We start from the raw sequence: 23,364 nt of genomic DNA on the forward strand, positions 1-23,364 counted from the left end.
AAGGATTACAAAGTTTGCGCGGGTCTGGTCATGTTGGTTTGTCGCGATGAACAATTGGGGGATTTTGGCGCGCGAGCAGACTCTTCTTTCGTCCATAGAAGAAATAGACGGCCAGCCCGATCGCCATCCAGATGGCGAAGCGCTCCCAGGCCACGGCCGGCAGGCGCGACAAGAGCCAAAGCGAGAAGCCGACCCCGGCGAGCGGCGTGAAGGGGACGAGGGGCGCGCGAAAGCTGCGCCGCGCGTCAGGCCGCGTGCGGCGCAGCACGATGATCGCCGAACAGATGACGACGAAGGCGGAAAGCGTGCCGATATTCACAAGCTCCGCCACTTCCTTGATCGGGTAGAGCGCGGCGACGAGCGCGGTCAGCGCGCCGGCGATCAGCGTCGGCCGATAGGGCGTAGAAAAGCGCGGATGGAGCTTGGCGAACCATTCGGGGAGCAGCCCGTCGCGGCTCATCGCGAACCAGATGCGGGCGCAGGCAAGCAGAAAGGCGAGCATCACGCTGGCGATGCCGGCGACCGCCGCAAGCGACACGACGAAGGCGACCCAGGGCAGGCCCAGCGAAGCGAAAGCGGTCGCAACCGGCGCCGGCGTGTCGAGCGTGTCGTAGCGCACGACGCCGGTGAGCACGAGCGACATCGCGATATAGAGGGTGAGCGCCACGCCAAGCGACAGAAGCACGGCGCGCGGCACGTCGCGCTGCGGCGCGCGGGCTTCTTCGGCGGCCGTCGTCAGCGTGTCGTAGCCAAACACCGCGAAGAACACCACCGCCGCGCCTTGCGCCACGCCGGAAAAGCCGAAAGGCATGAAGGGCGTCCAGTTCTCGACGCGCACATAGGGGATGCCCGCCGCAATCACCAGCAACGCCGCGGCGATCTTGACGACGACCATCGCGGTATTGAATCCCGCGCCAAGTTCGATGCGCAGCGTCAGCAGGCCGGCGACGCCAAGCGCGCCGAGCGCGGCGAAGAGATCGACGACGCGGCCGGGGCCGGTTCCAGGCGCGCCGCCCGCCCATTCCGGAAGCGTGAGGCCGAATTGCGCGAGCAGCGCCTGCAAATAAGCAGACCAGCCGATCGCCACCACGGCGACGACGAGCGCATATTCAAGCAGAAGATCCCAGCCGATGATCGAGGCGGCGAGCTCGCCAAGCACGGCGTAGGCATATGTATAGGCGCTGCCGGCGACCGGAATCATGCCGGCAAATTCGGCATAGGAGAGCGCCGCCGCGGCGCTCGCGACGCCGGCGATCACGAAGGAGAGGGCGACGCCCGGTCCCGCCTGAGTCGCCGCGACAACGCCGGTCAACACGAAAATGCCGACGCCGATCAGGCCGCCAAGGCCGATTCCGGTGAGCTGCCAGACGCCGAGCACGCGACGGAAACCGCCCGGCCGGTCGGCTTCGGCTTGCAGCGACTCGATCGATTTGACGCGCAGCAGCGAGGAGAACAGCTTCATCAAGGGCCCGTCGGCGGACGCTCCGCCGAGACGTGCATAGGCGATCCGAACGGCGCTGTCATTGCCTGCGCCGCGCTTCAACAAGGCGCATAAATCGGCGCAAAAAAAGAGCGGCCTCGGAAAGACCGCTCTCTTCTCATGTCTGACCGGCGCCGCTATTTCTTGGCGGCGTCGAGATGGGTCAACGCTTCTTCGGCGTGCTTCGTCGCGATGTCGGCATGCTTCTGCTTGCCGTGATCAATGGCCATTTCGAGATGCGATACGCCCTGTTTGGTATGCTCGTTGGGCTTCTCGGCCTGGGAAGCCTTTGCGTGCTTTAAAGCTTCTTCCGCGTGCATCGTCAGCGCGTCGGCCTTTCCAGCCTTGCCTTCGCCGATCGCCTGCTTGGTGTGGGTGATGGCCTCAGCCAGATGATCTTCGGCGTAGGCCAGCCGTGGCGCGACAAAAGCTGCGATGGATAGAGCCAGCGCCGTTGCAAAGATTCTGCGATTCATGGAGGTCTCCTCAACGTTCGCCGCATGACCGTAATATGGTCGGTTTCGCCGGCGTATCGAGGTTCCGTCCGCCATTCTTCGATCTTGTCGCCAAGAAGACGCCACTCAGCCTTTCGCTTCGCGGCACGCTCACTGCCGGTCGGAGGCATAAAGGGCGCAGCTTTCGCCAAATTCCTCGAGGCCGCCCTCGAGGAATGAGGCGAGAAGCGGAACGCCGAGCAGATAGGCCGACGTCGAGCCTTCATGCCGGGCCCGCGCTTGCGCCACCGCCTCGCTCCATTCGCTGGCGGCGAAATCGCCTCTCCCGACCCACATCAGCGCGACAAGCTCGATCTGCTCGTCAATGTCCATCGATTCGATGAAGGATGACACTTCGTCGCGAATGGTGGGGAAGGCGTCTTCCGTCAATACGCTGACGAAGCCGTCGTCCGTCGCGTTAGAGGCGTCCGCCTCGATGCCCTCATCCTCGCTTTCAAGCTCGCGAGCCTTGACGGCGACAAAACACACTTTGTCGGTATTGATGGTCGGCATTTTTTCTCTCCCCCGTTTTGACGCTCGCTTGACCTTCGCCCTTGTGGCGAAAGGCCGCCCTCTGCATATATTCCCTCAAGGCGAGATTGATACCGAGGTCGACGCCGTATTTTTGGAGCCGGAAATGCGCGTCGGCGCGCCGAAAGAAATCAAGGACAACGAATATCGCGTCGGGCTGACGCCCTCTTCAGTCGCCGAACTCGTTCATACGGGACATGAGGTGTTCATCGAGCGCGGCGCAGGCGCGGGCGCGGGGCTTTCCGATTCGGATTACGCCGCCGCGGGCGCGAACCTCGTCGACGGTCCGGAAGCGCTCTTCGGCGTGGCGCAATTGATCGTGAAGGTGAAGGAGCCGCAGCGGCGCGAAATCGCCTATTTGCGCCCCGACCATGTGCTCTTCGCCTATCTCCATCTTGCCGCGGACGCTGAACTCACGCGCGAGCTGATGGCGAGCGGCGCGCATTGCATCGCTTATGAGACGGTCACTGCGCCGGGCGGCGGGCTGCCGCTGCTTGCGCCAATGTCGGAAATCGCCGGGCGGCTCGCGACGCAAGTCGGCGCGCATTTTCTCGAAAAGCAGGCGGGGGGCCGCGGCGTGCTGCTCGCCGGCGCGCCGGGCGCGCCGCCTGCCGACGTCCTTGTTCTCGGCGCTGGCAGCGTCGGCGTTCAGGCGACGGCGATTGCGCTCGGCATGGGCGCGAGCGTGCTGGTCGCCGACCGCAACCCCGACGCGCTTCGGCGGCTAGAAACGCGTTTCGGTTTCTCAGCCCGCACCATCTATTCGACTCGCGCGGCGATCGCCGAATCGGTGAAGCGCGCCGATCTCGTCATCTGCGCGGCGCTCGCCCCGGGCGCCAAGGCGCCGATCCTGATCACGCGGGACATGCTGGCGACGATGAAGCGCGGCGCCGTGATCGTCGATGTCGCGATCGACCAGGGCGGCAGCTGCGAGACTTCGCGGCCGACAAGCCATTCCGACCCGGTCTATGTGATCGATGGCGTCGTGCATTATTGCGTCACGAACATGCCTGGAATCACGCCGCGCACGTCGACTTTCGCGCTCAACAACGCCACATTGCCTTTCGTGCGGGTGCTCGCCGACAAGGGCTGGCGTCGTGCGCTGGAGGACGATCGACATCTGCGGGCGGGATTGGAGATTTCCGGCGGGCGGATCCTTTCCGCGCCGGTCGCCGCCGCGCACGGCCTGCCGCTGTCATCGAGCCTCGAGGCGTTGGACAGCGCGGGGGCCGCATAGCGCGTTCCGAGGCCCTTCCACTTGCTCGCGTGCGACCTTTTCGCCTACCGGCGTCAGAGGCGCGTTTCGACGCCGAATGATCAACATTGCATTGTTATATTTAAAGCTTATGTCTCAAGACACAGCTACTATCGGCTGTGCGGCTAGAGCTTTTCTCCTCGGCGGGCAATTGTTAGACGAGTGGGACGCGGCGATGCGGCGCGGCGGCCCCTCATTTGGACACAGGCGGTTAAGGGCATGAGCGCGACTGAGGACCAGGACCCCGCGGCCAGCCCAACGCGACCGGGCCGAGCGAAAAAGGCGTCGTCGCGCGGCAAGGCAAGGCCGCCAGGCAACGCGCCAGGCGACGCGCCAAGCAAGGCGCCGCGTAAGGCCGGGAAAAAACCTGCAGCGGGACCGACTTCCGGCATCAGCGCTCCGGCGCAGAAGACGCTTCCCGCTAAGACCGACGGCGGCGCGCCAACGCTCGCAACTGGGGGGACGTTCGGCCGTCTCGACTACGAAACGATCGCCGACAACATGGCGCAGCTTGTGGACCAGGGGCGCAAGGCGCTGGCCGCGGCGATCGGCGGCGCCAATCCTGAGGAAGCGCGCAGCGAACTTGCCGCGAGCGTCGCCGACGCCACGAAAACGCTCGGGGCGGTCGCCGAATATTGGCTATCGAAGCCTGAACGCGCCGCCGCCGCCCAAGCGGATCTATACAAAGGACTGAGCGAGGTCTGGCGACAGACGATGCGCCGCTACAGCGGCGAAGACGTCGCACCGATCGTCCCGTCGGATCTTTCCGACAAGCGCTTCGCGGATTCGGAATGGAACGAGAATCCGTTCTTCGATTGGCTGCGGCAATCCTATCTGCTCGCGTCGCGCTGGGCCGGCGACATGGTGGAAAGGGCCGAGGGCCTCGACCCGCAGACAAAGGCGAGGGCCGCCTTTTATGCGCGGCTGATCTCAAGCGCGATCTCGCCATCGAATTTCGTGCCGACCAACCCCGAACTGCTGCGCGCGACAATCGACGCCAAGGGCGAAAATCTTGTTCGCGGCTTGAAGATGCTTGCGGAAGACATCTCAGCGGGCGGCGGCGTGCTGAAGATTCGTCAAAGCGCGGCCCGGAGATTCGAACTCGGCGCGGATATCGCGAATACGCCCGGCAAAGTGGTCTGGCGCAATGACGTGATGGAGCTCATCCAATATGAACCGACGACGGCGGAGGTCTATGCGCGACCGCTGCTCATCACGCCGCCCTGGATCAACAAATTCTATGTGCTCGATCTCAATCCCGAAAAAAGTTTCGTGCGCTGGGCCGTCGAGCAGGGCTTCACCGTCTTCATCATTTCATGGGTCAATCCCGACGAGACCAAGGCGGAAAAAGGCTTTGAGGCCTATATGCACGAAGGCGTGCTAACCGCGCTTGACGTGATCGAGAGGGCGACCGGCGAGCGCAAGGTCACGGCCGCGGGCTATTGCGTCGGCGGCACGCTGCTCGCGCTGACCCTCGCCTATATGGCCGCGACCGGTGACGATCGCATCGACAGCGTGACCTTCTTTGCGACGCAGGTCGATTTTTCCGACGCCGGCGATCTGCAGATTTTCGTCGACGAGGCGCGGCTTGCGGCGCTTGACGAAAGCATGGCGCGCACCGGCTATCTCGAAGGCGTCAAGATGGCCAACGCCTTCAACATGCTGCGGCCGAACGAACTCATCTGGAATTATGTCGTCAACAATTACATGAAGGGGGTCGAGCCTGCGGCATTCGATCTCCTGTATTGGAATTCCGACTCGACGCGCATCCCGCGCGCCAATCACTCCTTCTATCTTCGCGGCTGCTATCTCGAAAATCGCCTGGCGCGCGGCGAGATGGTCATCGACGGCGTGCGGCTCAATCTGCGTCAGGTCAAAATACCGGTCTGTGAGATCGCAGCGAAGGACGATCATATCGCGCCGGCGCAATCGGTGTTTCGCGGCGCGAAGTTTTTCGGCGGCGAGGTGACTTTCCTGTTGGGCGGCTCGGGCCATATCGCGGGCATCATCAATCCGCCTTCCAAGGAGAAATATCAGTATTGGGCTGGAGGATCCGTGAGTGGTTCCTTCGAGAACTGGGTCAAGACGGCGAAGGAGACGAAGGGTTCCTGGTGGCCGCACTGGTTGTCCTGGGTGACGGCGCAGGCGCCCAGGAAAGTCCCCGCGCGCCAGCCGGGCGGCGGCAAGCTCAAGATCATCTGCGACGCGCCGGGCGAATATGTGCGGGTGCGGGGATAGGCGCTGGCGACGCCCCAGCCGAGAGCGTCGCCGTTGTCAATGGGCGCGGCGTCTCACTTGGGCAGCGAGCTTCGCGGCCATGCGCTTCACTTCCCTCGGATGGTAATCAACCTGCTCGGGCTGCGCCTGCGTCTCGGCGCTCCCAATCTCCTCGCCATCAGAGCCATAAGCGAACCGCTTGCCCGCAGGCGTGAAGGTCACGACGATGTGCAAGCCATCGCGCTCGATGCGAAAATCATCCGGGTGAGGGGTCTTCATGGCGGCTCCATTCCGACCGGATAAGTAGCGCGCGCAAGCCTTGGACAATCCGGTCAGATCCCCTTCACCCCGGAAGAACGCCGATCCGCTCCAGGAACCAGTAGACGCCCGCAATCGCAATCAGCGCCGAGACCACGTAGACGAGCTTCTCGCTGCGCCTGCCGCCTGTCTGCTTGTCGATGAAGAACAGGAGCGGCATGACCGCGAAGACGATGGCGATCTGGCCAAGCTCGACGCCGATGTTGAAGGCGGCGAGCGCAGGCACGACGCCGCCTTGCGGCACGCCCATCTCGGTCAGCGCCGAGGCGAAACCGAAGCCGTGGATGAAGCCGAAGAGGAAGGTGTTGCGCCAGCGGTTGTCGACGTCGCGCGAGAAGTAATTCTCGACCGCGACGAAAACGATCGAAGCGGCGATCAGCGCTTCGACCAATGTCGAGGGCAGCGTGAAAATGTTGAGCGCGGCAAGCGACAGCGTGATCGAATGCGAAATGGTGAAGGCGGTGACGATCTTGACGACCGGCCAGATCCGGGTAGCCCACAGAATGAGCGCGAACAGGAAGCACAGATGATCGTAGCCGGTGACAATGTGTTCGACGCCCGCCTTGAGAAACTTCCACATCAACTGCGCCGTCGTTTCCATCGGCTTTGACAGATCGAGCGGCGGATCGTCCGGATAGAGCATGGTCTGGCCGGCGTTTTCGGTTCCCTCAAGCGTGACCAGATGCTTTCCTTTTGCGCCATGCGCGGCGAGAAGCTTCGTCGCGTCGTAGAAGAGCGCGCCGTCCGTTGCGCCGCAATCGAAGCGCACGACGATGAGGGCGCTGTCCTGGTTCTCGGGATCTTCGCCGGATTTGATGACATTGGCGACGCAGGCGCGGCCGGTTGCGTCGCGCATCGCGATGCGTTTTTCGACAAATTTGCCGATTTCCGCCTCAAGCGCGCCCGGCGCCGAGAGATCGAGGCCGGCGCGTTCGCTCATCGTCTCACGGAACATGCGTTCGAGGTCGGTGGCGAGAAAGCCGACGTCGACGACATAGACGCGATTGTCTTTGGGCGCGATCTTGCCCGTCGAAATATCGGGCGTATGCGCCAGGGCCGGGGCCGCGAGACCGACGCAAAACAAGATCACGGCGGCGACTATCCTGAAAACCCCGGTCATGCGCGCTCCCTTCGTTGGTTGGCGCGCACCATGCCAAACGCGGCCGCGCCGGACAAGACAGCGCGAGCGCGAGCATTGGTCCGCTCCCGCCGCGCATCGCCGGCTCAAGCGAGGGAGATGAATCGCATCGGCGTGGGCGCGACCGCGACCCAAGTTCTCAGCTTCGGAGCGCCGACGCTGCAGGAGCGCGCTCCCGACTGCTATTATGCTATGGCTTCGCCGTGGCGCTCCCGCCTCCACAGACTGAGCCGCTGCGATAATGCTTAATCGCGATCTCTACGGAGGCACGCTCGACGGCCTCGGCGCGTTCGGAGGGCAGTCTGACAGTTCTCGCGACGCTGGCGCTGTTGGTCGGCGCCGTCGCGGGTCTCGTCTGCGCGCTTTTCCGGCTCGCGCTGCAGCGGGCCGACGTTCTTCGCGCAGCCGCCATCGATTGGGCGCACGGCCACTCGCTCGCGGGTTTCGTTCTGCTCGTCGGCGCCTGCGCGTTTGCAGCCGTCGCCGCGGCATGGCTGGTTCGGCGGTTTTCGCCACATGCGTCGGGGAGCGGGATTCCACACGTGGAAGCGGTCTTGCACGGACAGGCGGCGCCGGCGCCTTTTGTCCTTTTGCCGGTGAAATTCGTTGGCGGATGCCTGGCGATCGGTTCGGGCCTTGCGCTCGGCCGTGAAGGCCCCAGCGTGCAGATGGGAGCGGCGCTCGGCCATCTCTTCGGCGACGCCTTCCGCCGCGACTGGGCGGATTGCCGCGTTCTGCTGGCGGCGGGCGCGGGCGCGGGCCTGGCGACGGCCTTCAATGCGCCGATGGCCGGCGCGGTTTTCGTGCTGGAAGAGCTCGTTCAAAAATTCGAGCACAGGATAGCGATCGCCGCGCTGGCGGCGTCCTCGACGGCGATCGCCGTCGCCCATCTCATTCTTGGCGATGCGCCGGATTTTCAGCTGCCGGCGCTGGCCTATCCCGCGCCGGCGATCGGGCCGATGTTCTTCGTCCTTGGCGTCGTTTGCGGGGCCGTTGCGGTCGCCTACAACAGGGCGGTGCTCGCGACGCTGGCTGCAGTGGACCTCATGCGCGGACTGCCGGCGGAGACATGCGCCGCCGCGATCGGCGCGGCGACGGGCGTTATCGCCTGGTTCGGACCCGAATGCGTCGGCGGCGGCGACAATCTCACCCAGACTGCGCTGCTCGGCGCGCCGCATCTTTTCGTCCTGCCATATCTCCTTCAACTGAGGTTCTGGTTCGGCGCATTGTCCTATGCGGCGGGAACGCCAGGCGGTCTTTTCGCGCCGCTGCTTGCGCTGGGCGCTCAACTGGGGTTGCTCTATGGCGCCGGTTGTGGTTTGGCGTTCCCGGACCTTCCCATTCAGCCGCAGGCTTTCGCAGTCGTGGGGATGGCTGCGTTTTTCGCAGGCGTCGTGCGCGCGCCGCTCACGGGGCTCGTGCTGGTTACGGAAATGACAGGCAGCGCGCTCCTGCTGCTGCCGATGCTGGCGGCGTGTTTCACCGCCATGCTCATTCCGACGCTCATGGGCGACGCGCCGCTCTACGAGGCCTTGCGCGCGCGCTTGCGCTTCCTGCGCTGATTGAAGAATCAGGAGAATTTCGATGCTGCGAGGATCGAGGGGGGAAGTAGAAGCAGAGTATATTTATAGAAAAAATGTATTGACGAAAGGTGTGCCCAAAATGGACGCATTGGTCGCAAAAAGGTTTTTTGCGCGTTGGGCGCACCCGAGACGCCAGCTCGGAAGGCAAAAACTCCGGATCTTCATCCCGACGCGCGACAGCGCCAAATGGGTCGGCATCTTTCTCGACGCCTATCGCGCGATCGGGGTCGAACCGCTTTATATCGTCGACGCCCGCAGCGCGGACGGGACGCTCAAGCTGCTGCGCGCCAAGGACGCCGATTGCGTCGTCTTCACGCCGAGTGGCGACTATGCCGAAGCGGGGATGGTCGAGTTCGGCGCACGCGCGGCGGGCGGCGGATGGCTGCTGCGGCTCGACGACGACGAATTCCCGACCCGCGCCTTGCTCGACTGGATTAGGAGGGTCGGCCGCAAATCGCTCAATCAGGTCTGGCAGGTCTCCAGACGCGAGCTGTTTTGCGACGAAGCCGGCGCGATCTCCTACAGCCGGTCTCAGACGCGCTATCCAAACCCATACCGTCGCGACTATCTCCACCCGCAGCCGCGCTTCTTTCACGCCGGCCGGGTGAAGTTTCTCGAAAAGGTCCATACGCCGGGATTTGTGGACGCTGAATATTTCGACTTCGCGCCGGAGGAGGCTTTCATCATCCACTGCAATTGCCTGCTGCGAACCCCGGCAGAGCGGCTCGACAAAATATTGCGTTACGAAGACATCAGGCCAGGATCGTCATTCATGCTCGCCGATGAGTATCTTCCCGAATTGTATTCCAGTTTCGCGCACCATAACGCGGGTCGCGATGGCCTCGAAGAATTCGCCGGGCTCTTCGCGGCCCTGCCGATCGCGGCGCGCGGCGCAGGGCTCGAAATTTCCGGCGCGATGGTCGACACGCTGACCAGCGAAACCGAAGGCCACCGCCGCCGGATCGACGCCGTTCCGCGCCTGTCTTTCGATTCCGCCGATGATCTTTGGCCGCTCAGATTCACCCCGCACCCGTTCCGTCGTCGGCTCGCCGAACTGCTTTGCACGCTTGGCGCGCGCCGGATGGGAACGCGAATCTGGAACTATTTGAAGGCTACGCAGCGCTGAAACAAAGCCCCGCCGGCCGGGCCGACCCGCGGCGCGCGATCTTCGGCTGGCGTGGCGACCGCATGGCGTCGCTCTCCACCCGGTCGGCGAACCGCGAGCGGATCGCGCTCGGCGCGGGCGACAAGCTCGAACAGCGCAAGTCTAGGGGCGCACCTTCAGGGGCGGATGGGCGCGCCATAAAGGAATTGGCCAATGGTGGGGGAAGTAGGACTCGAACCTACGAAGGCTTAGCCAGCGGATTTACAGTCCGCCCCCTTTGCCGCTCGGGACATTCCCCCATCGTCTCGTTTTAAGAGACGGCGGACGCGTCAGAGCGCGGCCGATGCAGCGGCATATGCGGCCCCAGCCAGCCGGTGTCAACTCCCGCCGCGCTGGCGCGTGGCGAGACGGCCTCAGCGGTTGCGGATCGCGTCGCGAATTTCTTCGAGCAAGACCTCTGTCCGCGGCTGGGACGGCGGCGCCGTCACGGCCGGCTTCTTCAGCCTCTCGAACAGTTGGATCACCAAAAATAGAACCCCGGCGATGATGAGAAAATTCACCGCGACAGTTATGAACTGGCCATAGCCGATCACGGCGCCGACCTTCTTGGCTTCGTCATAGGTCATTTCGCTGTGCACCGCTTTCGACAGCGGCGCGTAGTAATTCGAAAAATCCAGTGGACCGGTTATCGGGTGCTGTCCCCGAAATTAGGACAGCACCTGTTATCGCCCCGATGATCGGCATAAAAATGTCGCCGACGATCGAATCGACGATCTTGCCGAAGGCGGCGCCGAGATAACGCCGACGGCGAGATCAACGACATTCCCGCGTAGAAATGAAATTTTTGAAATCCTGAAGCATGACAAGCCTCCGAAACTGAGGGATCGCGCCGCCGTTCACGCGAAAGGCGGCGGCCACCGCAGTTGAGTTTTAGTTCTGAGTCGAGCGCCGCAGCTGACGATCGTTCGCTACAAGTAGCCGTTCCACTGGATCCGTCAATTTAGGCCTCAATGCGCGCTGAGCGACACGAGCCGCGCCAATTCGGCGTCGGAGAAGAGTCGCGAGCGCGTCAGGAATCGCAGGCCGGCGCCATTGTCGAGCGAAAACATCCCGCCTTGCCCCGGCACCACGTCAATGATGAGCTGCGTGTGCTTCCAATACTCGAATTGCGCCGCCCCGATGTAGAAAGGCGCGCCGCCGATCTCGCCGAGCAGAACGTCGCTGTCGCCGACGAGGAATTCCCCTTGCGGATAGCACATCGGCGCCGAGCCGTCGCAGCAGCCGCCCGACTGGTGGAAGAGAAGGTCGCCATGTTCGCGGCGCAGGCGCTCGATCAATTCGAGCGCTGCAGGCGTGGCGAGGACTCTTGCAGGAGAGTCTTCCTTCAATACGCAAACTCCCTCGTCGGTCATTCCCGACGCGCGCCATGCGCGCGATCGGGAATCCAGGGCAAGACCAGCCATTCGCGACGCCGCCTCTGGATTTCCGCTCAGGCCATCGGCCTGTCGGGAATGACATTCCGCGGTGTCCCGCTGGGAAACGACAGCGGCGTTAGAAGAACCCCAGCTTCTTTTCGCTGTAGCTCACCAGCATGTTCTTGGTCTGCTGATAGTGATCGAGCATCATCTTGTGATTCTCGCGGCCGATGCCGGACTGCTTGTAACCGCCGAACGCCGCATGCGCCGGATAGGCGTGGTAGCAGTTCACCCAGACGCGTCCCGCCTGGATGGCGCGGCCGAAGCGATAGCAGCGGTTGGCCTCGCGGCTCCACACGCCGGCGCCGAGGCCGTAGAGCGTGTCATTGGCGATGGCGAGCGCCTCGTCGTCGTCCTTGAAGGTCGTGACCGACACGACGGGGCCGAAGATTTCCTCCTGGAAAACACGCATACGATTGTGCCCCTCAAGCACCGTCGGCTTGACGTAGAAGCCGCCGGCGAGGTCGCCGGCGAGCCTGTTGCGTTCGCCGCCGGCGAGCACCTTGGCGCCTTCCTGCTTGCCGATGTCGATATAGCTCAAGATTTTTTCGAGCTGCTCGGAGGAAGCCTGCGCGCCGATCATCGTTTCGGGATCGAGCGGATTGCCCTGCTTGATCTCGCCGACGCGTTTCAACGCGCGCGCCATGAAGCGATCGTAGATTTTCTCATGCACCAGTGCGCGGCTCGGGCAGGTGCACACCTCGCCCTGATTGAGCGCGAACATGACGAAGCCCTCGACCGCCTTGTCGAGATAGTCGTCGTCCTCGCGCGCCACGTCCTCGAAGAAGATGTTGGGCGATTTGCCGCCAAGTTCCAGCGTGACCGGAATGAGGTTCTGACTGGCGTATTGCATGATCAGCCGGCCGGTCGTCGTCTCGCCGGTGAAAGCGATCTTGGCGATGCGGCTCGATGAGGCGAGCGGCTTGCCGGCCTCCAGCCCGAAGCCGTTGACGATGTTGAGCACGCCTTTGGGCAAAAGATCGCCGACAAGCTCCGCCCAGACGAGAATGCTCGCGGGCGTCTGCTCCGCCGGCTTGAGGACGACGCAATTGCCGGCGGCGAGCGCGGGCGCGAGCTTCCACGCCGCCATCAGGATCGGGAAGTTCCAGGGAATGATCTGGCCGACGACGCCGAGTGGCTCATGAAAATGATAGGCGACCGTGTCGTGGTCGATTTCGGAAACGCCGCCTTCCTGCGCGCGTATGGCGGCGGCGAAATAGCGAAAGTGATCGATGGCGAGCGGAATGTCGGCGGCGGTCGACTCGCGGATCGGCTTGCCATTGTCCCAGGTCTCGGCGGCGGCGAGGAGAGCGAGATTGGCCGCCATCACATCGGAGATGCGGTTGAGGATATCGGCCCGCTCCGCCGGGCTCGTCTTGGCCCAGGCGTCTTTGGCGGCGTGGGCGGCGTCGAGCGCGGCTTCGACATCGTCCTTGTCGGATCGCGCAATCTCGCAGACCTTCCCGCCGGTGATCGGCGAGATATTGTCGAAGACCCGGCCGGATTTGGCGTCCGCCCATGCGCCATTGATGAAATTGCCGTAGCGCGCTTTGAACGGCGGCGTGAGCGCGGCGAAAGTCTCGTGCTTGGTCATGGGGCGTTCCTCGCATTTCCGCCGACGGCGGCATTTTTTGGAGAGAAGGTAGTTGGAGCGCGCCGTTACGCCAAGTGCCCGAGCGAGGACGTCTTAGTCGAGACACGCCCGCGCCAGCGCCTGAAACGCCCTAGCGCGATGCGACAGCGCCTGCGAGCCGTCGCCCGGCAGCGCATGTTTTTCCGCCGACATCATCTCCCCAAAGGTCTTGTCGAGTTTGTCGGGCTTGAAAATCGGATCATAGCCGAAGCCTTTGTCGCCCTTGGGCGGAAAGACGAGAACGCCGTCGACCCGTCCTTCGAACTGCTCGATATGGCCGTCCGGCCAGACGACGGCGAGCGCGCAGGTAAAATGCGCGCGATAGGGGGGCTTGGCGCCGCGCTTCTCAAGCTCGCGTTCGACCCGCGCGCAGGCGGCCTTGAAGTCGCGCGCCCCGCCGGCCCAGCGCGCCGAATAGACGCCGGGCGCGCCGTCGAGCGCGTCGACGCAAAGACCCGAATCATCGGCGAAAGCCGGGAGCCCCGAGGCCATGGCGGCGGCGCCGGCCTTGAGCAGCGCATTGCCGGCGAAAGTCGGCTCGGTCTCCTCCGGCTCCGGCAGGCCGAGTTCTCCGGCCGAGACCGCCTTGACGCCATGCGGCTCGAGCAATTGCCTCAGTTCCCAGAGCTTTCCGGGATTATGCGTCGCGATGACGAGCCTGCCGGCGATCTTGCGCGAATCCATCATGCTTCCCTCCGCCGCGGGCTTTTAGCGCCCGGCCGGCTTCGCCATAGCGCAGATTTCTCTGCAACTTGCAGCGATTTGTCGCCAGATCGCCAAGATCGTCCGTTCGGACCTTGGACGGCAGGACGGAAGGCGCTACAAAGTTTCATCTGGGCGTGGTTAACCCCGCCTTTACGATGCTTGGCAACGATTGAGCAGCCGCCGAGACGGTTCCGGGACGCGCCAAGCCTGACGCGGCGGGTATCGCCGCTCGATCTATCCCGGACGCAAGGGACGAAATGACGTCAACGATTCTCATTGCCGACGACGATCCCGTTCAGCGTCGCCTTCTTGAAGCCATGACGCGGCGATTTGGTTACGAGGCCGAGACCGTCGAAAGCGGCGAACAGGCTATCGCCCGGCTGACCCAGCACGGGGCCAAGCCCATCGCGCTGTTGATCTTGGACCTCGTGATGCCCGACCTCGACGGCATGGGCGTGCTCACCCGCATGCGCGATATGAAACTCGCGACGCCGGTGATCGTGCAGACGGCCCATGGGTCGATCGAGGCCGTCATCTCCGCGATGCGCGCCGGCGCCCATGACTTCGTGGTCAAGCCGGTCGGCGCCGAGCGCCTGCAGATTTCGATCAAGAACGCGCTCTCCGCCGACGCGCTCGCCGACGAAGTGCGCCGCATCAGCCGCCGGGCGCAGGGCGCGCTCACCTTCAAGGACCTCGTTTCGCGCAGCGACGACATGGCGCGCGTCATTCGGCTCGGCCAGCGCGCCGCGCATTCCTCCATCCCCGTGCTTCTCGAAGGCGAGTCGGGCGTCGGCAAGGAAATTGTCGCGCGCGCCATCCAGGGCGCGTCGGATCGCAGAGGAAAGCCGTTCATCACCGTCAATTGCGGCGCGCTGCCGGCCAATCTCGTCGAATCGATTCTCTTCGGCCATGAAAAGGGCGCCTTCACCGGCGCCACCGAGAAGCACCCCGGCAAATTCGTTGAGGCGAACGGCGGGACGCTGTTTCTCGACGAGATCGGCGAATTGCCGCTCGACATTCAGGTCAAGCTGCTGCGCGCCTTGCAGGAGGGCGAAATCGATCCCGTCGGCGCGAAGCGTCCGATCCGGGTCGATATTCGATTAATCTCGGCGACTAATCAAAATCTCATCGATCTCGTCAAACGCGGCCTGTTTCGCGAGGATCTTTTCTATCGGCTCAACGTCTTTCCGATCGGCATTCCGCCGCTGCGCGGGCGCCGCGAGGACATCGCCGATCTCGCCCGGCGCTTTGCGGCGCGCTTCGCCGCCGAAGAAGGCCGCAACATCCGCGGCCTGACGTCGGAAGCGCTGGCGCTGCTGACGAGCTACGACTGGCCGGGCAACGTCCGCCAGTTGGAGAACGCCGTGTTTCGCGCCGTCGTTCTTGCCGACGGCGACGAGCTGACGGTCGCCGAATTTCCGCAGATCGCCGCTCATGTTGAAGGATATGAGGTCCGCGTGCCGCCTGCGCCTGCGCCGGGCGCCCTTGGCGCGCCGCGCGAACGCGAGATCGTCCGTGTCGAAATCCGCGATCCGAATGCGATGCCGCTGATTGCCGCGAATGGCGAGATGCGCAGGCTAGAAGACATCGAGGCCGCCGCGATCCGCTTCGCTTTGGCGCATTACCGAGGCCAAATGTCAGAAATCGCGCGGCGGCTCGGCATCGGCCGCTCGACGCTCTATCGAAAAATGAAGGAATATGGGCTGGAGGAAGAGTCCGAAAGCGACTCGGAGCCATCCGGAACGCTCGTCGCCTAGCCGGAGAGCTGGCGCGCCTGTTAGCCATGCGAGGGTTGCATGACGCTGTTTGATATCGAAGCGACGACAATCGACGGCGCAACAAAGAAGATCGGCGATTACGCCGGCAAGGTCATGCTGATCGTCAATGTCGCGAGCCGCTGCGGCTTCACGCCCCAATACGCCGGACTCGAGGCGCTCTACCGCAAATTCGCTGATCGGGGACTCGTGGTGTTGGGTTTCCCGTGCAATCAGTTCGGCGCGCAGGAGCCGGGCTCGGAGAAGGAGATCGCGTCCTTCTGTTCGGCGAATTACGACGTGACATTCCCGATGTTCGCCAAGATCGACGTCAACGGCGAGAGCGCGCATCCGCTCTATCGCCTGCTCAAGCGCGAAGCGCCGGGAATTCTCGGATCGGAAGCGATCAAATGGAACTTCACCAAATTCCTTGTCGACCGCGAAGGACGTGTCGTGAAGCGCTACGCATCGACCGATAAGCCCGAGGAGATCGCCGGGGACGTGGAGGCGCTGTTGTGACCGCCATCGAGACGCGCGTGATCGACGATGGCGATCCGCTCGTCTTGGAGGTGAAGGTGCAAGAGGGGGCAGGCGAAACTCGGCATCGCGTCACGCTCTCGCGAAAGGATTTCGAACGGCTGAGCGGCGGCGCCGGAGCGGAAAGACTGATCGACGCAGCCTTCCGTTTTCTGCTCGACCGCGAAGCGAAGGAGAGCATTCTCGCGCGCTTCGACGTCAGCGTGATTGCGCGATATTTCCCGGACTTCGAGCAGAAGCTGCCGCAATATCTCAAGTGATGGAGTCAATGTCATTCCCGAGCTTCGCGTCAGCGAGCGATCGGGAAACCAGAGCGACTCCACGATGTTTGTTGCGGCTCTGAATTCCCGGTCATGCCTTGGGGCTGTCGGGAATGACAAGGGAGAAAGCCTTCTCAGAAAGCGCCGCGCAAACGCAGGGCGAAGACGTTGATTGGTCCGCGCGCGCTATTATGCGCCGGATTGACGAGGAGCTGATAGTCGAAGGTCGCGTCCATATTCTTGCCGAAGCCGATTTTGTAATAGGCCTCCATATTCTTCTCGCCTTCGTAGGATAGCGCCCCGTCGCCGATATAGACGCTCGTTCCGCCCAGTCCGAAATAGCGCACGCGATCGCCATGCAGGCCGCCCAGGGCGCCGGCGAGGCCGACCTCGTCGTCGTCGCGTCCCCACAAAGCCCCGCCGGCGACGAGGCCCATTGAGAGCTGCCGGTCGACGTCCGTATAGGCGACCGTTTCATAGCGGCCGTCGGCCATGCTGGCGCGTAAGAAGAAGCCAAGATGCGGCATGAGCTGCTGCTTGATGTTTATCCCGCCGCCGGTTTTAACCGCACGCCCCCGCGCGGTGTCGAACCGAGGCGGAAAATCGTTGGCGAGATAGGCGTAACGGATGACATCGTCGATCTTGCTTATGTATCCGTTATCGCCATAGGCGAGGAATTTGATGGCGCCCGGCTGATTGATGAGCTCGTATCGCGCCTCGACTTCGACGACGCCCATGAATTGTCGAAGCAATTGGGGTTCAATTTCCAAACCGTTCGGGACAGTCGGGAGTTGAAACACGCCGCCGCGCGCCGTCCACCAGTCCCGCTTCCACTCCGCGGCGAGTCCGTAAGTATAGCCCCAGGCGTCGGCCGCGTAGTCGAAGGCGCCCATCGTGTTGAACGCGAAATTGAGGAAACCGGTCGTCGGATCATGGGCGTAGACATTGTCGTCGAAAACGTCGCCGACGGCGAATTTTCCAAGCGTGACGACGATGCGATTCTTGTCGACCTTGCCCGAAATCTGGTTTTGCGTCGATTCCAGCACTTCGCTGCGCGAGCCTTCGTCCGGATCTCTTTCTGTCGCGCCGTCTCCGTTCAATCCGATGATCTGACGCAGAAAGTAGCGTTGGAATCGCATATAGGGCGCGGCGCGTCCAACCTTTGCGACCGCGCTGTTCACATAGGCCGCGGCGCCCACCGAGTTCGCCAAGCCGTAGCCCTGATCAATCTCCGGATTGAGATAGGCGGCGCCGCCTTCCCACAGCCGCAGGCCGAGGAAGATATTGGTCGTCGAGCCGACGTTCGCCTTGCCGCCGGACGGAAAGCTGTTGGGGCCGTCATAGAGCGCGCGAAATCGCGGATAGCCTTGCGCAACGAGAGTCGTCTGGGCGTGGACGCTATATTGCTCCGGAACGTCGCCGTTCCGCCCATGGCTTCCACTATGACCGTTGCCGTCGTGATGAGGCTTGCCATATTCGATCGCGCCTGGAATTCGATTGTCTTCGCCGAAGTGATAATTCAGGCCGAGCCGGATGAGATGGTTCTCATTGCGAACGCGCGATGCAAAGATAAAATCCGCGCCATTGTCGAAGACCTGCGTATTGAGCGATTGGTTGAGAAACAGATATTCCGCGCGCGCCGACCAATTATCGGCGAGGGCGTATTCGAAGCCTGCGCCGATCGCATATTTCATACGCGAGGCTTGCGACCAGGGCGCGTAAAAAATCGCATCCGGTCCGGCGCCGAGCGTCAAGGTCGCCGGGCCTCTTGCGCCGCCTGCGGCGACGCCGCCGGTAAGATAAAGAAGCGAGCGGTCCCATGCATAGCCGAGTCGACCGCGAATGCTTGCGAAGAAATTGGCGCTCGAATTCGTCACAAGCGTGAAGACTGCCGGCGGCGGATAGGCGGGCGAAGCAGGATAAGCGCCAGTCGGCCCGCGCCTGCCGTCGAGAAGGCTCAAATCCGTCTCGAAACCCCAAACCCAGGGGCCGTTCTGCCAATTAAATCCTGCCCGCGCGCCGACGGCGACGCCTGGACGAGTTACGCTCGGAGGATAGAGATCGAAGATCGGCGAACCGAAGCCGCTCGTCGCCTGGAGCCGTTCGCCTGCGCGGAGCGGAAAGCCGCCGCCGAGACTTGCGCCGATATACATGCCGGCCCAATTGAAGACCGGCGGCGGCGCCTCCTCGCCACGCGCGGTCGAACCCAGCGCGCAGAAGGCGAAGCAAGCAGAAACGGCAGAAAAAACGCGAGCAACGGCGATCGCCCGCGCCCGAGGGCGGGTAGCGGCGCCGCGCGAATGCGGGCAGGATCGCGGCCTATGCATGCGCCTTCTCAAAACCTTGCCGGCGGCGTTTCCGTTGTAAAGGCGATGAGGCCGCGCCAGAACATGTCATACGTCGAGCGCGAATCATCGCTCGGCAATAGTAAAGCTGTGTGACGGATTTTCGCAGCGCTGCTGGCGCAGTCCTTGCTACGAACCGCAAAAAAGGCCGGCAGCCGAAAAAAGTGCGAGACGCCGCCGCCGAAAGGGAGTTCTCACGATGGACTCACGCCTAACGCAGTTCGACGAACTGGCAGGAGCGGACGGCTGCACCCGCGCCCCTTACCGAAAGCTTTCGCAGTGGCTGGCCTCAACGCCGCCCGAGCTCCTCGCGTCTCGGCGCGAGCAGGCGGAGCTTTTGTTTCGGCGCATCGGCATCACTTTCGCGGTCTATGGCGCGCAGGAGGCTACCGAACGACTCATTCCCTTTGACATTCTGCCGCGTATACTCGCCCGTAGCGAATGGGCGGCGCTCGAAAAGGGCTTGATCCAGCGCGTCGCGGCGCTCAACGCCTTCCTGGCCGATATTTACGGCGCGGGCGACATCTTGAAGGCCGGAATCGTTCCAGCGGATCTCGTCTATCGCAACCCCGCCTACTGCCCGGACATGGCGGGACGGCGCGTGCCCTACGACATTTTCGTCCATATCGCCGGCGTCGACATCGTGCGCACCGACGATCAGGGCTTCTTCGTTCTCGAGGACAATGCCCGGACGCCTTCTGGCGTCTCCTACATGCTCGAGAACCGCGAAGTGATGATGCGGCTTTTCCCTGAGCTTTTCGCGCTGCATCGGGTCGCGCCGATCGAAAACTATCCCGACGAGCTGCTCGCGACCTTGCGCTCGGTAGCGCCGCCCCGCGCCAACGGCGATCCGACGATCGTCTTGATGACGCCGGGCCAGTATAATTCGGCCTTCTACGAACACTCGTTTCTTGCCGACAAGCTCGGCGTCGAGCTTGTCGAGGGACGCGATCTCTTCGTTCGCGATGACGTCGTCTATATGCGCACGACCGAAGGTCCGCGCCGCGTCGACGTCATTTATCGGCGCATCGACGACGATTTCCTCGATCCGCTGTGCTTCCGGCCGGATTCGACGCTGGGCGTCGCGGGCCTGATGGGTGCCTATCATGCAGGCAATGTGACGCTCGCGAATGCAGTCGGCGCCGGCGCCGCCGACGACAAGGCGATGTATACTTACATGCCTGAGATCATTCAGTTTTACCTTGGAGAAGCGCCTCTCTTGCAGAATGTTCCGACTTTCCGCTGCCGCGAAGCGGAAGCGCTCGCTTACGTGCTCGATCGCCTCGATCAGCTTGTGGTCAAGGAAGTGAACGGCTCGGGCGGCTACGGCATGCTCGTCGGTCCGCATGCGACCAAAGCGCAAATCGAGGAGTTTCGCGCTAAGCTTAAGGCGCATCCGCAGAATTTCATCGCTCAGCCGACGCTGGCGCTCTCGACATGTCCCATCGCTCTGGCGAGCGGCGTGGCGCCCCGACACGTCGATCTGCGGCCGTTCGTCCTTCAGGGCGCGAATGGCGCGCGCGTCGTGCCTGGCGGTCTGACCCGGGTCGCGATGACGGAGAAATCGCTGGTGGTGAATTCCAGCCAAGGCGGCGGCACCAAGGACACTTGGGTGATCGACGACGCCTGGGTCGACGAGGAGGCGATGGGCCAAGCGTGATAGAACGCTCGCAATGCTTCGCAATGAACGCAGATGACCGCCGAAGCGAATCGTAACCGGACGAGCTGATGCTGTCACGCACCGCCGACAATCTCTATTGGCTTGCCCGCTACATGGAGCGCGCCGACTTTTTGGCGCGCGCGATTCAGGCGTCGCGCCGCCTCGCCGCGCTGCCGAAGGCCTATGGCGGCGACGAAACCGAGTGGGAAAGCGTCTTGCTGTCCTCAGGCGCGGCGCTGGCGTTCGAAAACTCCGGACGTCCGGTTGACGAAAGCAATGTCGTCGGCTTTCTCACTCTTGCGCCGGAGAATCCCGGATCGATCCGCAACTGCCTGGAGCAGGCGCGCGCCAACGCCCGCGCCGTGCGCACGGCGCTGACCATCGAAATGTGGGAGTCGATCAACGACGCCTATCTCGAAATGCGCGCGCTCGAATCGCGCGGCGTCGTCCCTTGCGCCGAAGAGCTTGCGCGATTCCTTGAACTCATCAAGCAGACCTCGCTGACCTATGACGGCGGCGCCTATCGCACGATGCTGCGCAATGACGCTTATTGGTTTTCGCGCCTGGGCCTCTTCATCGAGCGCGCCGACAACACGGCGCGTCTGCTCGACGTCAAGTATCATGTGCTGCTGCCCGAGAAGGAGATTGTCGGCGGATCGCTCGACTATTTCCAGTGGTCAGCGATTCTGCGCGCCGTATCCGCGCATACCGCCTATCACTGGGTCTATCGCACCAGCATGAAGCCGTGGCTCGTCGCCGATCTCTTGATCCTGCGGCCGGAAATGCCGCGTTCGCTCATTTCGTGCTATGAGTCGATCGTGCGCAATCTCGACAATCTTGCGCGCGCGCATGGGCGCCAAGGCGCATCGCAGCGCCACGCCCGCGGCGTCTATGGCCGGCTCGAGAAACTCACCATGGAGAGCGTCTTCCAGGGCGGCCTGCATGAATTCGTGCAGTCCTTCATCGCCGAGAACAATCGGCTGGGCGCGCTGATTTCCGAGCAGTACCTCTTTTGAGCAAAATCTGATGCGCATTCGCATACGCCACGAAACCACCTATCGCTATGCGGAGGCGCCGCGTATGGCCGTGCAGCACCTTCGCCTGACGCCGCGCAACCACGATGGCCAGCATGTCGTCGCCTGGCGGATCGACGTCGACCCCGATTGCCGACTGATTCAGTCGGAGGACGCCTTCGGCAATACGCTCCACCGATTCTCGGTGGATGGGCCGATCGAGTCCATCTCAACAGTGGTCGAGGGGGAGGTCACGACCTTCGACATGGCCGGGGTCGTGTCGGGCGCGGTCGAGCGCTTTCCGCCGATCCTTTACATGCGCGAGACGCCGCTGACGACGCCGAGCGCAGCGATCTGCGATTTCGCACGCGAGACGACATCGAAGGAAAGCGGAACGCTCGCGAAGCTCCACGCGCTGCTTGGCGCGATTCACGAATCGCTCACCTTCGACGCCGCCGCCACGCATTCGGCGACGACGGCGGCGGAATGTTTCGAGCAACGCAACGGCGTCTGTCAGGATTTTGCGCATCTCTTCATCGCCTGCGCGCGCGGGATCGACGCGCCGGCGCGCTATGTGAGCGGCTATTTTCTAAGCAGCGATGCGGAGGATCAGGTCGCCGGCCACGCATGGGCCGAGGCCTATGTCGAGGATCTCGGCTGGGTGGGATTCGATCCCACGCATGGCGTCGCGCCGCACGAAAATCATGTGCGCGTCGCCGTAGCGCTCGACTATCTGGGCGCGGCGCCGATCCGTGGCACGCACTCGGGCGGCGCGGGCGAAACGTTGGAGGTCAAAGTGCGCATCGCGCAGGCGGCGGCCTTCAGCCAGTCGCAATCGCAGTAGCTGGTCTCAAAAGCCGATCGATTGACCGAGCGCCGCGCTCTCTCGCGCGTCAGCATCGGCGCGCGCGCGCTCGCGTAAGCCGATTTCGTCGCAAGGCGCGAAGCGCAACCCGTATTCGTCATAATGGAAATCGCATTTGCCATCGTGGCTGAGCGCGGCGACGACGCGCGGCCAGACGCCTTTGCGGTCCCAGCGATGATAGCGGGTGTAGGCCGTGTACCATTTGCCGAAATGCGGCGGCAGATTGCGCCAGCCCGAGCCGGTGCGAAGAATCCAGAACACCGCTTCGAGGAAAAGCCGGTTGTCGCGTCCGCTACATCCGGGATCGCCGGCCTTTCCGGGAAGGACGGGGGCCACCGCCCGCCAAAGCTCGTCGGAAAAATAATTTTCAATCAATTGATCCTCCGTCGCCGCGATGCGACGCCGAGCGGTTCGGACAGACCTAGACGCGAGGCCCGCCCAGATGCGAATAGCGGTAAATGCTACTTTAAGTTGTATTTTATTGCAATCACTACCTGACTGACCGGCGACGCCGGCGGAGGCGTGCAGACGTTGCAGAGTTGGAGGCGCGCGCGCTTGCGACTTGACCGCCCCTGTGGCACACGTTCGCCGAACGCGCCGACGCGGTTTCAGGCGTTTCGCGCGATCGAGCGCTGCAGTAGCTCAGTGGTAGAGCACTCCCTTGGTAAGGGAGAGGTCGAGAGTTCAATCCTCTCTTGCAGCACCATCTGCCACACGAAGAACGCCAGCCAGCGAGAAAAGGACAGACCAGTTCCTGCGGGAAGGAGCGCCGCGCGTTGCGTTCGCGCGTCCGTCGATGCGCGTGAGACAGCTCGGGGCCCGACTGAGCACGGGGCCACGCCAGTGATCAATCCAGCGAATTCATGAAGCACCGACATTGCGCGGCAGGGAAGCCGTGCGATGGCGCGACGGACGGTCGCTAAGCTAGTCGCGCTACATGCGATTCCCGCCGAGCAGGTTCAGTCGCATGCGCGCGCTCCGATCTGAGGGCGGGCG

The 23,364-nt window shown here is 63.2% G+C and carries 19 protein-coding genes, 2 tRNA genes and 2 pseudogenes; 11 read left to right on the plus strand and 12 right to left on the minus strand.

Features of this window, described 5'->3' with window-relative positions; all coding sequences use genetic code 11:
- Positions 1-28: 28 nt before the first annotated feature.
- From QZ964_RS01990 to QZ964_RS02000, 3 genes are all read right to left on the minus strand, one after another.
- Positions 29-1,462 (minus strand): amino acid permease, encoded by a 1,434-nt coding sequence (locus QZ964_RS01990; protein ID WP_367119198.1) that lies wholly within the window; start codon positions 1,460-1,462, stop codon positions 29-31.
- A 155-nt stretch (positions 1,463-1,617) separates the two neighbouring features.
- On the minus strand, positions 1,618-1,956 hold the full coding sequence (gene smbP / locus QZ964_RS01995) for a small metal-binding protein SmbP (RefSeq protein ID WP_292528344.1): 339 nt from the start codon (positions 1,954-1,956) through the stop codon (positions 1,618-1,620).
- A 129-nt stretch (positions 1,957-2,085) separates the two neighbouring features.
- Positions 2,086-2,487: a DUF3775 domain-containing protein gene (locus QZ964_RS02000; RefSeq protein WP_292528345.1), complete on the minus strand. Its 402-nt coding sequence runs from the start codon at positions 2,485-2,487 to the stop codon at positions 2,086-2,088.
- A 124-nt stretch (positions 2,488-2,611) separates the two neighbouring features.
- On the opposite strand from QZ964_RS02000, the gene ald reads away from it, so the two are divergent.
- Together ald and phaC are read left to right on the plus strand one after the other, a co-directional pair.
- Positions 2,612-3,742 (plus strand): alanine dehydrogenase, encoded by a 1,131-nt coding sequence (gene ald / locus QZ964_RS02005; RefSeq protein WP_292528369.1) that lies wholly within the window; start codon positions 2,612-2,614, stop codon positions 3,740-3,742.
- A 237-nt stretch (positions 3,743-3,979) separates the two neighbouring features.
- Positions 3,980-5,998: a class I poly(R)-hydroxyalkanoic acid synthase gene (gene phaC / locus QZ964_RS02010; RefSeq protein WP_292528346.1), complete on the plus strand. Its 2,019-nt coding sequence runs from the start codon at positions 3,980-3,982 to the stop codon at positions 5,996-5,998.
- A gap of 36 nt (positions 5,999-6,034) precedes the next feature.
- Here the strand turns inward: phaC and QZ964_RS02015 are convergent, their stop codons facing one another.
- Positions 6,035-6,256, minus strand: a complete 222-nt coding sequence (locus tag QZ964_RS02015) for a hypothetical protein (RefSeq protein ID WP_292528348.1) — start codon at positions 6,254-6,256, stop codon at positions 6,035-6,037.
- A gap of 64 nt (positions 6,257-6,320) precedes the next feature.
- Positions 6,321-7,415 (minus strand): HupE/UreJ family protein, encoded by a 1,095-nt coding sequence (locus QZ964_RS02020; RefSeq protein ID WP_292528349.1) that lies wholly within the window; start codon positions 7,413-7,415, stop codon positions 6,321-6,323.
- 320 nt (positions 7,416-7,735) lie between these two features.
- Between QZ964_RS02020 and clcA the strand changes: the two genes are divergently transcribed.
- Positions 7,736-8,995, plus strand: coding sequence for a H(+)/Cl(-) exchange transporter ClcA (gene clcA / locus QZ964_RS02025; RefSeq protein ID WP_292528370.1), 1,260 nt, complete (start codon positions 7,736-7,738; stop codon positions 8,993-8,995).
- Positions 8,996-9,095: 100 nt separating this feature from the next.
- Positions 9,096-10,142, plus strand: a complete 1,047-nt coding sequence (locus QZ964_RS02030; RefSeq protein WP_292528351.1) for a glycosyltransferase family 2 protein — start codon at positions 9,096-9,098, stop codon at positions 10,140-10,142.
- 193 nt (positions 10,143-10,335) lie between these two features.
- Here the strand turns inward: QZ964_RS02030 and QZ964_RS02035 are convergent.
- From QZ964_RS02035 to rdgB, 5 genes and pseudogenes are all read right to left on the minus strand, one after another.
- A tRNA-Tyr gene (locus QZ964_RS02035) sits at positions 10,336-10,420 on the minus strand.
- Between the two features lie 114 nt (positions 10,421-10,534).
- Positions 10,535-10,982, minus strand: a pseudogene (gene mscL, locus QZ964_RS02040) (large conductance mechanosensitive channel protein MscL).
- A 146-nt stretch (positions 10,983-11,128) separates the two neighbouring features.
- The gene (locus QZ964_RS02045; protein ID WP_292528353.1) at positions 11,129-11,533 is read right to left on the minus strand and encodes a DUF779 domain-containing protein; all 405 of its coding nucleotides are present in this window, start codon (positions 11,531-11,533) and stop codon (positions 11,129-11,131) included.
- A gap of 139 nt (positions 11,534-11,672) precedes the next feature.
- Positions 11,673-13,190: an aldehyde dehydrogenase gene (adh, locus tag QZ964_RS02050; RefSeq protein WP_292528355.1), complete on the minus strand. Its 1,518-nt coding sequence runs from the start codon at positions 13,188-13,190 to the stop codon at positions 11,673-11,675.
- Between the two features lie 93 nt (positions 13,191-13,283).
- Entirely contained in the window at positions 13,284-13,913 is a 630-nt protein-coding gene (gene rdgB, locus QZ964_RS02055; RefSeq protein WP_292528371.1) for an RdgB/HAM1 family non-canonical purine NTP pyrophosphatase, read from the minus strand.
- A gap of 278 nt (positions 13,914-14,191) precedes the next feature.
- Between rdgB and QZ964_RS02060 the strand changes: the two genes are divergently transcribed.
- From QZ964_RS02060 to QZ964_RS02070, 3 genes are read left to right on the plus strand one after another with little or no spacing between them, the layout of a single operon-like run.
- Entirely contained in the window at positions 14,192-15,691 is a 1,500-nt protein-coding gene (locus QZ964_RS02060) for a sigma-54 dependent transcriptional regulator (protein ID WP_292528357.1), read from the plus strand.
- A 39-nt stretch (positions 15,692-15,730) separates the two neighbouring features.
- Positions 15,731-16,207, plus strand: coding sequence for a glutathione peroxidase (locus QZ964_RS02065; protein ID WP_292528359.1), 477 nt, complete (start codon positions 15,731-15,733; stop codon positions 16,205-16,207).
- Complete coding sequence (locus QZ964_RS02070) at positions 16,204-16,485, plus strand: hypothetical protein (RefSeq protein WP_292528360.1); 282 nt, start codon at positions 16,204-16,206, stop codon at positions 16,483-16,485. The genes QZ964_RS02065 and QZ964_RS02070 overlap by 4 nt, the downstream gene beginning before the upstream one ends.
- A gap of 134 nt (positions 16,486-16,619) precedes the next feature.
- On the opposite strand, the gene QZ964_RS02075 is transcribed toward QZ964_RS02070, so the two are convergent.
- On the minus strand, positions 16,620-18,812 hold the full coding sequence (locus tag QZ964_RS02075) for a carbohydrate porin (protein WP_292528362.1): 2,193 nt from the start codon (positions 18,810-18,812) through the stop codon (positions 16,620-16,622).
- Between the two features lie 217 nt (positions 18,813-19,029).
- On the opposite strand from QZ964_RS02075, the gene QZ964_RS02080 reads away from it, so the two are divergent.
- The 3 genes from QZ964_RS02080 (at position 19,030) to QZ964_RS02090 (ending at position 22,347) form a co-directional block, all read left to right on the plus strand.
- Positions 19,030-20,490, plus strand: coding sequence for a circularly permuted type 2 ATP-grasp protein (locus tag QZ964_RS02080; RefSeq protein ID WP_292528364.1), 1,461 nt, complete (start codon positions 19,030-19,032; stop codon positions 20,488-20,490).
- A gap of 68 nt (positions 20,491-20,558) precedes the next feature.
- Positions 20,559-21,506, plus strand: coding sequence for an alpha-E domain-containing protein (locus tag QZ964_RS02085; RefSeq protein WP_292528365.1), 948 nt, complete (start codon positions 20,559-20,561; stop codon positions 21,504-21,506).
- Positions 21,507-21,516: 10 nt separating this feature from the next.
- Complete coding sequence (locus tag QZ964_RS02090; RefSeq protein WP_292528367.1) at positions 21,517-22,347, plus strand: transglutaminase family protein; 831 nt, start codon at positions 21,517-21,519, stop codon at positions 22,345-22,347.
- Positions 22,348-22,488: 141 nt separating this feature from the next.
- On the opposite strand, the pseudogene QZ964_RS02095 reads toward QZ964_RS02090, so the two are convergent.
- Positions 22,489-22,743, minus strand: a pseudogene (locus QZ964_RS02095) (transposase); the annotation flags it as partial.
- 256 nt (positions 22,744-22,999) lie between these two features.
- On the opposite strand from QZ964_RS02095, the gene QZ964_RS02100 reads away from it, so the two are divergent.
- A tRNA-Thr gene (locus QZ964_RS02100) sits at positions 23,000-23,074 on the plus strand.
- Positions 23,075-23,364: the final 290 nt, after the last annotated feature.

Source organism: Methylocystis sp., from assembly GCF_021731785.1.
In the GTDB taxonomy this organism is placed as follows: domain Bacteria; phylum Pseudomonadota; class Alphaproteobacteria; order Rhizobiales; family Beijerinckiaceae; genus Methylocystis.

Bases quoted from the DNA above. Each gene is read 5' to 3' on its own strand.
- QZ964_RS01990 (WP_367119198.1), bottom strand. From the start codon at position 1,462: ATGAAGCTGTTCTCCTCGCTGCTGCGCGTCAAATCGATCGAGTCGCTG.
- smbP (WP_292528344.1), bottom strand. From the start codon at position 1,956: ATGAATCGCAGAATCTTTGCAACGGCGCTGGCTCTATCCATCGCAGCT.
- QZ964_RS02000 (WP_292528345.1), bottom strand. From the start codon at position 2,487: ATGCCGACCATCAATACCGACAAAGTGTGTTTTGTCGCCGTCAAGGCT.
- ald (WP_292528369.1), top strand. From the start codon at position 2,612: ATGCGCGTCGGCGCGCCGAAAGAAATCAAGGACAACGAATATCGCGTC.
- phaC (WP_292528346.1), top strand. From the start codon at position 3,980: ATGAGCGCGACTGAGGACCAGGACCCCGCGGCCAGCCCAACGCGACCG.
- QZ964_RS02015 (WP_292528348.1), bottom strand. From the start codon at position 6,256: ATGAAGACCCCTCACCCGGATGATTTTCGCATCGAGCGCGATGGCTTG.
- QZ964_RS02020 (WP_292528349.1), bottom strand. From the start codon at position 7,415: ATGACCGGGGTTTTCAGGATAGTCGCCGCCGTGATCTTGTTTTGCGTC.
- QZ964_RS02030 (WP_292528351.1), top strand. From the start codon at position 9,096: ATGGACGCATTGGTCGCAAAAAGGTTTTTTGCGCGTTGGGCGCACCCG.
- QZ964_RS02045 (WP_292528353.1), bottom strand. From the start codon at position 11,533: ATGACCGACGAGGGAGTTTGCGTATTGAAGGAAGACTCTCCTGCAAGA.
- adh (WP_292528355.1), bottom strand. From the start codon at position 13,190: ATGACCAAGCACGAGACTTTCGCCGCGCTCACGCCGCCGTTCAAAGCG.
- rdgB (WP_292528371.1), bottom strand. From the start codon at position 13,913: ATGGATTCGCGCAAGATCGCCGGCAGGCTCGTCATCGCGACGCATAAT.
- QZ964_RS02060 (WP_292528357.1), top strand. From the start codon at position 14,192: ATGACGTCAACGATTCTCATTGCCGACGACGATCCCGTTCAGCGTCGC.
- QZ964_RS02065 (WP_292528359.1), top strand. From the start codon at position 15,731: ATGACGCTGTTTGATATCGAAGCGACGACAATCGACGGCGCAACAAAG.
- QZ964_RS02075 (WP_292528362.1), bottom strand. From the start codon at position 18,812: ATGCATAGGCCGCGATCCTGCCCGCATTCGCGCGGCGCCGCTACCCGC.
- QZ964_RS02080 (WP_292528364.1), top strand. From the start codon at position 19,030: ATGGACTCACGCCTAACGCAGTTCGACGAACTGGCAGGAGCGGACGGC.
- QZ964_RS02085 (WP_292528365.1), top strand. From the start codon at position 20,559: ATGCTGTCACGCACCGCCGACAATCTCTATTGGCTTGCCCGCTACATG.
- QZ964_RS02090 (WP_292528367.1), top strand. From the start codon at position 21,517: ATGCGCATTCGCATACGCCACGAAACCACCTATCGCTATGCGGAGGCG.